General features: G+C 60.2%; 9 protein-coding genes. All 9 read right to left on the minus strand.

The features are described 5' to 3' along the window. Positions 1-4: 4 nt before the first annotated feature. A complete protein-coding gene (locus tag AC07VO_RS05935; RefSeq protein ID WP_177343082.1) occupies positions 5-700 on the minus strand; it encodes an anaerobic ribonucleoside-triphosphate reductase activating protein in 696 nt (231 codons plus the stop codon). Next, positions 697-864, minus strand: a complete 168-nt coding sequence (nrdD, locus tag AC07VO_RS05940) for an anaerobic ribonucleoside-triphosphate reductase (protein WP_018927817.1) — start codon at positions 862-864, stop codon at positions 697-699. The genes AC07VO_RS05935 and nrdD overlap by 4 nt, the downstream gene beginning before the upstream one ends. A gap of 32 nt (positions 865-896) precedes the next feature. Beyond that, positions 897-2912, minus strand: a complete 2016-nt coding sequence (locus AC07VO_RS05945; RefSeq protein WP_192351185.1) for a ribonucleoside triphosphate reductase — start codon at positions 2910-2912, stop codon at positions 897-899. A 327-nt stretch (positions 2913-3239) separates the two neighbouring features. After that, complete coding sequence (moaA, locus tag AC07VO_RS05950) at positions 3240-4232, minus strand: GTP 3',8-cyclase MoaA (RefSeq protein ID WP_192351183.1); 993 nt, start codon at positions 4230-4232, stop codon at positions 3240-3242. A gap of 25 nt (positions 4233-4257) precedes the next feature. Continuing rightward, positions 4258-5214, minus strand: a complete 957-nt coding sequence (locus tag AC07VO_RS05955) for a peptidylprolyl isomerase (RefSeq protein ID WP_018927814.1) — start codon at positions 5212-5214, stop codon at positions 4258-4260. A 10-nt stretch (positions 5215-5224) separates the two neighbouring features. Continuing rightward, positions 5225-5905 carry a respiratory nitrate reductase subunit gamma gene (gene narI, locus AC07VO_RS05960; RefSeq protein WP_018927813.1) on the minus strand — a complete coding sequence of 227 codons (681 nt, stop codon included), beginning with the start codon at positions 5903-5905 and terminating at the stop codon, positions 5225-5227. Beyond that, positions 5898-6653, minus strand: coding sequence for a nitrate reductase molybdenum cofactor assembly chaperone (narJ, locus tag AC07VO_RS05965; protein ID WP_018927812.1), 756 nt, complete (start codon positions 6651-6653; stop codon positions 5898-5900). Before narJ ends, narI begins: the two co-directional genes overlap by 8 nt. A 2-nt stretch (positions 6654-6655) precedes the next feature. Continuing rightward, on the minus strand, positions 6656-8194 hold the full coding sequence (gene narH, locus AC07VO_RS05970) for a nitrate reductase subunit beta (RefSeq protein ID WP_018927811.1): 1539 nt from the start codon (positions 8192-8194) through the stop codon (positions 6656-6658). A 1-nt stretch (position 8195) separates the two neighbouring features. Continuing rightward, a complete protein-coding gene (locus AC07VO_RS05975) occupies positions 8196-11969 on the minus strand; it encodes a nitrate reductase subunit alpha (protein WP_495007489.1) in 3774 nt (1257 codons plus the stop codon). Positions 11970-11990 lie beyond the last annotated feature (21 nt).

The raw sequence follows: 11990 nt of genomic DNA on the forward strand, positions 1-11990 counted from the left end.
CCCGTTACCCCCGCAGCACGAAGGCTGGGAACAACTCGCGCATGGCCTCCCACAACTCTGGCAACAAGGCTTGTGCCGAAATGCTTGGCAGTAGCGGATCGAACATCCGCTCAGTGCGGACCAGTTGCACGGCGAAGCGTTTGACGCCGAGCGCACTCAAGCGTTTTGCCAGGATCAGCAGACGCGCCGGCTCGAACAGATGCCAATGCACTGTGGTGCGACATTCGTAGTCCACACCACTGGCCAGCAGATGCTCAAGGCTGCGCCAGTTAGCCGTTCCACTGCCCTCGACCCGGGTGATGGCCAGGCAATCTTCGGGCAACGCCTTGACGTCGAAACCGACCCAATCCGTGCCAGTCAATGCCTTGGCGAAGGCGGCAGGCTTGATGCCGGCGCTGTGCAAGCCGATGCGAAATCCCATCGCCCGCACTTCATCCATGGCGCCGAGCAAGCCGTCCTGCAGGGTCGGCTCACCGCCGCTGAACACCACGGCATCGAGCAGGTCCTGACGACGTTGCAGAAACACCAACACCCGCCGCCAATCCACTTCCTCACTGCCACGAGGCGGAATCAGCTGCGGATTATGACAGTAACGACAACGCCAGGCGCAACCCTGGCAAAACAGCACGCAGGCGAGCTGTCCCGGATAGTCGATAGTGGTCAGGGGCACCATGCCCCCGACCCGAAGCATTCGACTCATTGGCGCCCGGCCAGTGCCGCGCTTTCAGTGAAGTGCAGCCGCTCGCGGTGCTCCGACTGTTTACCTGGATTGAACGCCGACACAGGACGGTGATAGCCCATCACCCGGGTCCAGACTTCGCAGCGTTGACGTTGAGCCTGGGGCAGTGGTTGCGATGCAGTCATGGTGAAGCTCCTTGCAGTTGAGTGGATCAAAATCAATGAACAGCGCCGGCCTTCTGTTCTTGTAGCAACAGGGCCTCGTCGCATTTGGGGCAGAACTCATGTTCGCCATCGAGGTAGCCGTGCACCGGGCAGATGGAGAACGTCGGGGTCACGGTCAGGTACGGCAGGCGGAAACGTCCAAGGGCCTTGCGCACCAGTTGCTTGCAGGCCTGCACCGAGGAAATCCGCTCGGCCATGTACAGGTGCAAGACCGTGCCGCCGGTGTATTTGCATTGCAGTTCGTCTTGAAGCTCCAGGGCCTCGAAGGGGTCTTCGGTGTAGCCCACGGGCAGTTGCGAGGAGTTGGTGTAATACGGTGCCTGCGCACTGCCCGCCTGGAGAATGTCCGGATAGCGCTTGAGGTCTTCCTTGGCGAAGCGGTAGGTGGTGCCCTCCGCCGGTGTCGCTTCCAGGTTGTAGAGATGACCGGTTTCCTCCTGGAAACGCAGCAAGGTGGCGCGCACATGGTCCAGCAGATTCAGGGCAAACTGTCGGCCATGTTCGGTGTGCATGCCCTCCTCGTCGCCAGTGAAATTGCGCAGCATTTCATGCAGGCCGTTGAGGCCGATGGTGGAAAAATGGTTACGCAAGGTGCCCAGGTAGCGCTTGGTGTAAGGGTACAAACCGGCATCCATGTGGTGCGCAATGACCTTGCGCTTGACCTCCAGGCTCTCCATTGCCAGCTCCATCAGCGTGTCCAGGCGTCGCAACAAGCCACTGGTGTTGCCCTTGAACACATAGCCCAGGCGTGCACAGTTGATGGTCACCACGCCGAGCGATCCGGTCTGTTCCGCCGAACCGAACAAGCCACCGCCGCGCTTGAGCAACTCGCGCACATCGAGCTGCAACCGGCAGCACATCGAACGCACCTGATTGGGCTGCATGTCAGAATTGAGGAAGTTCTGGAAGTACGGCAAACCGTAACGCGCCGTCATCTCGAACAGACGGTCGGCGTTGTCACTGTCCCATGGAAAGTCATGGGTGATGTTGTAGGTCGGGATCGGAAAGGTGAACACTCGCCCTTTCGCGTCGCCAGCCTGCATCACCTCGATGTACGCGCGGTTGAGCAGGTCCATTTCGACTTGCAGGTCACCATAGGCAAACGGCATCTCCTCACCGTTGATGACGGGTATCTGCTCACGCAAATCCTGCGGGCAAACCCAGTCGAAGGTCAGGTTGGTGAACGGCGTCTGGGTGCCCCAGCGTGACGGCACATTGAGGTTGTAGATGAACTCCTGGATCGCCTGGCGCACCTCCTGGTAACTCAGCCGGTCCTTGCGCACGTAAGGCGCCAGGTAGGTGTCGAACGAGCTGAACGCCTGGGCGCCGGCCCATTCGTTTTGCAGGGTGCCGAGGAAATTCACCATTTGCCCCAGGGCACTGCTCAAGTGCTTTGGCGGACCCGCTTCGACACGCCCCGGCACACCGTTGAGCCCCTCGTGCAACAGAGTGCGCAGCGACCAACCGGCACAGTAACCGGCGAGCATGTCCAGGTCGTGCACATGCAAATCCGCCTCGCGATGGGCCTGGCCGATGGCCTCGCTGTACACCTCGTCCAGCCAGTAGTTGGCGGTGACCTTGCCCGACACGTTCAACACCAGCCCGCCCAGGGAGTAGCCCTGATTGGCGTTGGCCTGGACCCGCCAGTCTTCACGGTCCAGGTACTCATTCATAGAAGTCGCCACCTCGACCATGGTCCGGCGGTCACGACGCAAACGTCCGTGCTGTTCGCGGTAGACGATGTAGGCGCGCATGGCGAAGAAGTAACCGGCATCCATCAATACCCGTTCGACCCGATCCTGGATCTGTTCGACGTGCAGCCTTGGCAGCCCTTCCAGTCGGGTGAGTACCGCCTGAAGCAGGCCTTCAACCTCAACCTCGGTGTACTCCCCGGTTGCCTTGCCGGCGGCGATCAACGCCTGGCGGATCTTGTCGGCATCGAAGGCGACCAGACTGCCATCGCGTTTGTGCAAGCGGTTACATCCCACTGAGATCAGCGTGCTCTGCATTTGGCCTCCAGATACTACATATAGATGTTCATACACAAACAAACACAACATGCAGTGAAGACTACGGACAAAGTGCTGTTCTGCAATTGATCGATATCAAGATTTGCCGGTGAAAAAAACCGCCCGAAGGCGGTGAAGGGAAAATCGGTGTGAACACTGTGGCGAGGGAGCTTGCTCCCGCTCGGCCGCGAAGCGGTCGCAATCCTGCAAGCTCGATTTGTCTGAATAATCGTGGTGCCTCATTTAGGGTTGCTTCGCAACCCAGCGGGAGCAAGCTCCCTCGCAACAAGTATTGTGTTTAGCAAACTCTTTCCTTAACAGAACAGCTCAACCGCCACTCATGTTCATGAACCGCACAATCTGCACCTCCCCTTCGGGGTTGAAGTCGTGGCGCAATGGCTTGCCGCGCAAAGCCTTTTGCACCGCATTGATCAGCGGCTGGTCGTCCAGCGGATAACGCCGCAGCAATCCGCGCAAGTCCAGCGCGTCTTCCTGGCCAAGACAGAGCAACAGCTTCCCTTCAACGGTCATCCGCACCCGGTTGCAGGTGCCACAGAAATTGTGACTGTTGGGTGAGATGAAACCGATCCGAGTCTCGGGATGGCGTTCCAGGCGCACATAGCGCGCCGGTCCGCCGCTGTTTTCAGTGCTGTCGAGCAACCGGTGACCACTGGCGATCAGCGCCCGGACCTCATCGCTGGAACAAAACGATTCGCCCCGGGAACGCCCGACATCACCCAAGGGCATTTCCTCAATGAAACTGATATCGATGCGCTGATCGATGGCGTACTGCACCAACGCCGGGACTTCATCGAAGTTGCGCCCCTTCATCACCACACAGTTCAGCTTGATCCGCTCAAACCCCGCGCCCCGCGCGGCTTCAATGCCGCCCAGCACCTGATCGAGATCGCCGTTGCGGGTGATTGCGCGAAACTTCTGCCCGTCCAGGCTATCGAGGCTGATGTTCATCCGCTTGACGCCTGCCTCCGCCAACGGCCGGGCCAGACGGCCCAGCTGCGAGCCGTTGCTGGTCATCACCAGCTCGCGCAAACCGGGCAATGCGGCGATGTTGCGGCACAGATCGACAATGCCCGGACGAATCAGCGGCTCACCGCCGGTGAGGCGGATTTTGCGGACGCCCAACCCGACGAACAGCGTTGCCAGGCGCTGCAATTCCTCCAGTGTCAGGACCTGCTGACGCGGCAGGAAGGTCATGTTTTTCGCCATGCAATACACACAGCGAAAATCACAACGGTCCGTCACCGACATCCGCAGATAATCGATCTGCCGTCCAAAACCATCCTGCATGACAGCGTTCATCACATCTCCCGGTTTGTCTCGATGCTCACTGCACCAGCGGTGAGTCGGCGCCCTGCAAGTGGATGCCACGAATATCCGCCGCTCCGATCAGGGTTTGCAGGTACTGCACCAGCGCTTTTTGCCAGACGCCCTGCTGCAACTGCGTGCGGATCGCCGTCGACACCACTTCATAAGGCAACGGCATGCCTTCAATCCGCTGATCGACACTCACCACATGCCAGCCGTAGCGACTTTCCAGCGGTTTACTGGCCAGGCCGGGCGCCAGCGTGAACAGCTGACGCTCCAGTTCCGGCACGGTCTGGCCCTTGCTGATCTGCCCCAGAGAACCGCCTTGAGCCTTCGACGGGCAGGCCGAATATTTCACCGCCAGCTCGGCGAAACTGCCGGGGAAATCCTCCAGACGTTGCAGCAATATCTCGGCCTGAGCATGCGCAAGGCTGCGAGCCTCGACATCATCCGGCGCGCACTCGAGCAGGATGTGTCGCACCGCCAGCAACGGCGCGCTGTGAAAGCGCCCGCGATTGTTTTCGTAGTAGCGCAGGCTGGTTTCCTCGTCGCACTGCGGCACGTGCACCTCGCGTTCGAGCAACAAACGCGTGGCCGCTTCTTCTTCGTTCTCACCAGCGCCGATCTCCAGCGCCAGGCCGAGTTCGGCAATGCGCTGCTGCAACAATTCGCGGATCACCAGTGCCCTGGCGGCCAGATAGACCGCCTCTTCACGGCTTTCGGCCGGGTGATATTGCAGCTCCTGGGCCATTGCCTCAGGCGTGATCGACACCCCGTTGACGCTGATGATCGGCCACTCCTGTTCGCTGCTGGCGATCAACTGCACCGGGGCGTCCTCGGCCGCCGCCGGCTCGACCGGCAGTGCTTCAAACTGCGCGATGTCGACAACTTCCGGTACCGAAAGCTCTGCATTTTTAGAAGAACCGCAGCCACCGCTGCCGCCGTTACCGCCGCCACATCCACATCCACCTGACATGATGTTCTCCTCAGACTTTCTGCCGAACGATTTGATAACGACGCCCCAGGTACCAGATCGGTGCACTGACGATGTGTACGAGACGGGTGAAGGGGAACAACACGAACAGGGTCAAGCCTAGAAACACATGCAGCTTGTAGGTCAGCCCGACCGGCGCAATGGACGCCGCCGCTTCCATCGGCCGCAACAGCACGGTGTTCTGCGCCCAGTCGGCGAGCATCACCATCACCGAACCGTCCATGTGCGCGGTGGACGCTGCAATCGTCAGCAAACCGAGCAGCAACTGCACCAGCAGCACCAGCAGAATCAAAATGTCCGAAGCGCTGGAGGCGGCACGTACCCGAGGATCGGTGAGCCGCCGATTGACCAGCATCAGCAAGCCGATCAGGCACAACAGGCCGAAGAGCCCGCCGGAGACCATCGCCAGCAACTGCTTGTTCTCGGTGCTGATCACATGGTGATAAACCGATGCAGGCGTCAGCAGGCCGACGAAATGCCCGGCCAGTACAAACAGCACACCGATGTGGAAGAGGTTGCTCGCCACGCGCATGCCGCGCTGGTTGAGCATCTGGCTGGAGCCAGCCTTCCAGGTGTACTGCGACAGATCGAAACGGGCCCAACTGCCAATCAGGCAAATCGCCAAAGCGACATAGGGATAGATCCCGAACAACAACAGGTTCCATTTAGACATTGCCTACCTCCTTGGCTGGCACGGTGGCCAACCCTTCATGCTGAAAATCCACCCAGTGCAACGGCACGGCGCTTTCTTCCCGGGCCTTGCCCGGGGCGCCAGGCAACGAACTGCAACGGTCTTGCTGTTCGGCCTGGAGAAAGTCCACGGCCTCCTCTTCCCAGATCTTGTCGAGGGCTTCGAGGGAGTCGTCGCGCGGTTCCGCCGCCACCTGCGCCCGCAGGTCGGCCACCGCCTGATGCGGCTCGGCCCCGGCGATTTGCAGCAACGCCCGGAAGCAACTGGCATAGGCGCTTTCGCGCTCTTCCAGACGCGCCGCGAGCAAGGCCAGCAAGTGCGAAACATCCGCCAGGCCCTCGCGGGCCTCGAGGTCTTCGCGGGTGGACAGGAACTCCAGGTACAGCGGGATATAGTCCGGCAGCTCCTTGACGCCGATGGCAAAACCGGCGGCTTCGTATTGCGCCATCATGTCGACCATGGCCTGGCCACGATCGCGGGATTCGCCGTGCACATGCTCGAACAACAGCAACGACAGCGAACGCCCCCGGCCGAACAGCGCGCCGTAGTGCTCCTGCCCGTCCATCAGGTCATTGGCGCAGATCAACTCCAGCAATTCGAACAACGCACCGCGCTGTTTAGGGCTGATTTCCCGTGACTGGATAATCGCTTGCTCCAGTTCGTCGCGCCCGCCAATCAGCGTCTCGGTCGGATAGTCGAGCAGCAGCGAAATCACTTTGAGAATTTGCATGCTCATTCCTCCCACAACTGGACGGTTTTCAGGACGTCGCGGCGGTTGGCTTTCTTCGCACCGAACATGTTGGTGTCGGAGCTGCCGCTGCAACCGCTGCCGAAACTGAAGCCGCAACCGGAGCGCTCGGCAAAGGCGTCGCTCATGGCGTCTTCACGGTGGGCACTCGGTACCACAAAGCGGTCTTCATAGTTGGCAATCGCCAGGTAGCGATACATCTCTTCGACCTGGGCCACGCTCAAGCCGACGTCCTTCAACACTTGCAGGTCCTGAACGCCATCGACTTGCTCGGAACGTTTGTAGGCGCGCATCGCCAGCAAGCGTTTAAGTGCGCGCTTGACCGGTTTTTCATCGCCCGCTGTCAGCAAGTTCGCCAGGTACTTCAGTGGAATACGCAGGCTGTCGACATCCGGGATCACCCCGTTCATGCCCACGGTGCCGGCGGTGGCGGCGTTCTGGATCGGCGACAGCGGCGGTACGTACCAGACCATCGGCAAGGTGCGGTATTCCGGGTGCAGCGGCAGTGCGAGTTTCCAGTCCACGGCCATTTTGTAGACCGGCGAACGCTGGGCGGAATCAATCACCGACTGCGGTACGCCATCGGCCAGGGCCTGGCGAATCACTGCCGGGTCGTTCGGATCGAGGAAGATCTCCAGTTGTTTCTCGTACAGGTCTTGCTCATTGGCGGTGCTCGCCACTTCGCTGATGCGGTCGGCGTCATACAGCAGCACACCGAGGTAACGGATACGCCCGACACAGGTTTCGGCGCAAACAGTCGGCATCCCGGCTTCGATACGCGGGTAGCAGAAGATGCACTTCTCGGATTTGCCGCTTTTCCAGTTGAAATAGATCTTCTTGTACGGGCAGCCGCTGATGCACATCCGCCAGCCACGGCATTTTTCCTGGTCGATCAGCACAATGCCGTCTTCTTCGCGCTTGTAGATCGCCCCGCTCGGGCACGACGCCGCGCACGCCGGGTTGAGGCAGTGCTCGCACAGGCGCGGCAAATACATCATGAAGGTGTTTTCGTATTCGCCGTAAATGTCCGCCTGGATCTTGTCGAAGTTCTTGTCCTTGCGGCGCTTGGCGAACTCGGTACCGAGGATTTCTTCCCAGTTCGGGCCCCACTCGATTTTTTCCATGCGCTTGCCGGAGATCAGCGAACGCGGGCGCGCGGTGGGCTGATGCTCGCCCAGCGGCGCGGTATGCAGGTGTTGGTAATCGAAGTCGAACGGTTCGTAGTAATCGTCGAGGCTCGGCAGGTCCGGGTTGGCGAAAATGTTTGCCAGCACGCGGAATTTACCGCCGATGCGCGGGTTGATCGTGCCGTTGGCATTGCGGATCCAGCCGCCCTTCCACTTGTCCTGGTTTTCCCATTCTTTCGGGTAACCGATGCCGGGTTTCGATTCGACGTTGTTGAACCAGGCGTATTCCATGCCTTCGCGGCTGGTCCAGACGTTCTTGCAGGTAATCGAACAAGTGTGGCAACCGATGCACTTGTCCAGGTTCAGCACCATGCCGATCTGTGAGCGAATCTTCATCTCAGTTCTCCTCGATATCGGTCGGCAGAGGACGCGGCAGGTCATCGCCGTTTGAGCCATCGAGCCAGTCGACTTTGGCCATTTTGCGTACCACGACGAATTCATCGCGGTTGCAACCGACCGTGCCGTAATAGTTGAAACCGTAGGCCTGCTGTGCATAGCCGCCGATCATGTGGGTCGGTTTGAGCACCACGCGGGTGACCGAGTTGTGGTGGCCGCCACAGGTCTTGGTGGTTTCCGAACCAGGCACGTTCACGATCCGTTCCTGGGCGTGGTACATCATCACCATGCCGTCCTTGACCCGCTGGCTGACCACCGCTCGTGCGGTCAGCGCACCGTTGGCGTTGAAGCATTCGATCCAGTCGTTGTCTTCGATGCCGGCGCGTTTCGCGTCGTTCTCCGAGAGCCAGACAATCGGCCCGCCGCGGCTGAGGGTCAGCATCAGCAGGTTGTCGCTGTAAGTGCTGTGGATGCCCCATTTCTGGTGCGGAGTAATCCAGTTCAGGACGATTTCGGTCTCGCCGTTGCTGCGCTTGCCTTTCACCCCTGCAATGGTGCGGGTGTTGACCGGCGGGCGGTAACTCATCAGTTGCTCGCCGAATGCCTGCATCCACGGGTGATCCTGGTAGAACTGCTGGCGACCGGTGATGGTGCGCCATGGGATGGCTTCGTGAACGTTGGTGTAGCCGGCGTTGTAGCTGACGTGATCGTCTTCGAGACCCGACCAGGTAGGGCTGGAAATGATCTTGCGCGGCTGCGCTTGAATGTCGCGGAATCGGATCGCCTCGTGTTCCTTGGATAACGCCAGGTGGCTGTGATCGATGCCGGTAAATTCCGACAACGCAGCCCAGGCCTTGACGGCGACATGGCCATTGGTTTCCGGCGCCAGGGACAGAATCACTTCAGCAGCATCGATCGCCGAGTCGATTTTCGGCCGACCATGACTGATCCCGGCAGCCCCTTCGCGGTGATTGAGCGCACCGAGGAATTTCACTTCGGCGTCGGTGTTCCAGTTGATGCCCTTGCCACCGTTGCCGTGTTTTTCCAGCAATGGCCCCAGCGAGGAAAACTGCTTGTAAATGTTCGGGTAATCACGCTCCACCACATGCAGGTTCGGCGCGTTCTTGCCTGGCACTGGGGCCACGCCGGCGCTTTTCCAGTCGGTGCCGCCAAAAGGTTGAGCCAGTTCACCGACGCTGTCGTGCATCAGCGGAATGGTCACCAGGTCCTTCTCAACGCCCAGATGCCCTTCAGCCATGCTGGAAAAGGCCTTGGCGATGCCTTTGTAGATTTCCCAGTCGGAACGCGATTCCCACGCCGGGTCGATGGCGGCCGACAGCGGGTGAATGAACGGGTGCATGTCCGAGGTGTTCATGTCGTCCTTTTCGTACCAGGTCGCGGTCGGCAAGACGATGTCGGAATAGACGCAGGTCGAGGACATGCGGAAATCCAGCGTGGTGACCAGATCGAGCTTGCCGATGGCGCCCTCGTCCACCCATTCGGCTTCTTCGGGTTTGCAATCCCCGACCTGGCCGATGTCTTCGTTCATCACCCCATTCTTGGTGCCGAGCAGGTACTTGAGCATGTACTCGTGGCCCTTGCCCGAGGAGCCCAGCAGGTTGGAACGCCAGATAAACATGTTGCGCGGGAAGTTCACCGGGCTGTCCGGCTGTTCGCAGGAGAAGCGCAGCGAGCCGTCTTGCAGCGACTTGACCACGTAGTCTTTCGGGTCCATGCCGGCTGCCGCGGCATCGCGGCAAATGTGCAGCGGGTTGGTGTTGAGTTGCGGTGCGCTGGGCAACCAGCCGGCGCGTTCGGCACGGATGTTGTAGTCCAGGGCATGCTCGGGAAACTGTGATTTATCGGCCAGCGGCGAGAGCACGTCGTGCATGCTCATCTTCTCGTGGCGCCATTGCGAACTGTGGGCGTAGAAGAAGCTGGTGCCGTTCATCTGCCGTGGCGGACGGTTCCAGTCCAGGCCGAACGCCAGGGGCAGCCAGCCGCATTGCGGACGCAGTTTTTCCTGACCGACATAGTGCGCCCAACCGCCACCGGTCTGGCCGACACACCCGCAGAGCATGAGCATGTTGATCAGCCCGCGGTAGTTCATGTCCATGTGGTACCAGTGGTTCATCGCCGCGCCGACGATGATCATCGAGCGCCCCTTGGTCTTGTCGGCGTTATCGGCGAACTCGCGGGCGATCTGGATCGCTTTCTCGCGGCTGACGCCGGTGATCTGCTCCTGCCAGGCCGGGGTGCCGGGTACGCTTGCGTCGTTGTAGTCCTTGGCGACGTTAGCGCCACCCAGGCCACGATCGATCGCCAGATTGGCGGCCGACAGGTCGAACACAGTGGCGACTTTGGCCACACTGCCATCGGCCAGTACCACGTTGTGCACCGGCACGCGGCGGTATTGCACGGCATCGCCAGCGACGTGCTGGAAGTGCTCGTGGGACTCGCCAGCGAAATACGGGAACGCCACTTCGGCGACGTCATCGCCGATCAGGCTCAGCTTCAGATCGATCTCACGCCCTTCGCCGCCTTCACGAGGCAGGATGTTCCACTTGCCCTTCTCGCCCCAGCGATAACCGATGGAGCCCTGAGGAGAAACCAGTTCACCGCTGACATCCAGCGCGATGGTTTTCCATTCCGGGTTGTTTTCCTGGCCGAGGTTGTCGGTAAGGTCCGAGGCGCGCAAGAAACGGTCCGGCTGGTAACCGGCGCCCGGCGCCTTGTCGACCATTTGTTTGAGCAGCACCAGCACCGGCAAATCGGTGAAGCGCTTGGCGTAGTCGGTGAAATACGCGCTCGGTTTGTCCAGGTGAAACTCTTTGAAGATCACATGGTTAAACGCCTGGGCCAGCGCCGCATCGGTACCCTGCTTGGGGTTGAGCCACAGGTCGGTGAGCTTGGCGACTTCCGAGTAGTCGGGGGTGATGGCGACGGTCTTGGTGCCCTTGTAACGGACTTCGGTAAAAAAGTGCGCATCGGGGGTACGGGTCTGCGGGACGTTGGAGCCCCAGGCAATGATGTAGTTGGAGTTGTACCAGTCGGCCGATTCCGGCACGTCGGTTTGCTCGCCCCAGACCATCGGCGAGGCCGGTGGCAAGTCGCAGTACCAGTCATAGAAACTCAGGCACGCACCGCCGATCAGCGACAGATAACGCGAACCCGCGGCATAGCTGACCATCGACATGGCCGGAATCGGCGAGAAACCGACGATCCTGTCCGGGCCGTATTGCTTGATGGTGTAGACGTTGGACGCGGCAATGATCTCGTTGACTTCCTCCCAGTTGGAGCGAATGAAGCCCCCCATGCCGCGCTTGCTTTTATAGGAGTCGGCCTTGGCCTTGTTCTCGACAATGCTCGCCCAGGCTTCCACCGGCGCCATGGTCTGCCGCGCCTCGCGCCAGAGCTTGAGCAACGGCTTGCGGATTTTCGGGTACTTGAGGCGGTTGGCGCTGTAGATGTACCAGCTGTAACTGGCGCCACGCGGGCAACCGCGGGGTTCGTGGTTAGGCAAATCGTTGCGGGTGCGCGGGTAATCGGTCTGCTGGGTTTCCCAGGTGATCAGGCCGTTCTTGACGTAGATTTTCCACGAGCACGAGCCGGTGCAGTTCACCCCATGGGTGGAACGCACGATCTTGTCGTACTGCCAGCGCGAACGGTAGACGTTCTCCCAGTCGCGAGACTCTTTGCGAGTCTCTCCATGACCATCGGAAAACTCGTTTTGCTTGCGATTGAAAAACCGCAGTTGATCCAGTAAATGACTCACGGTGTGTCCTCTCAGGCTTGC

The sequence above is a fragment of the Pseudomonas sp. GW821-FHT03E01 genome (genome assembly GCF_059420765.1).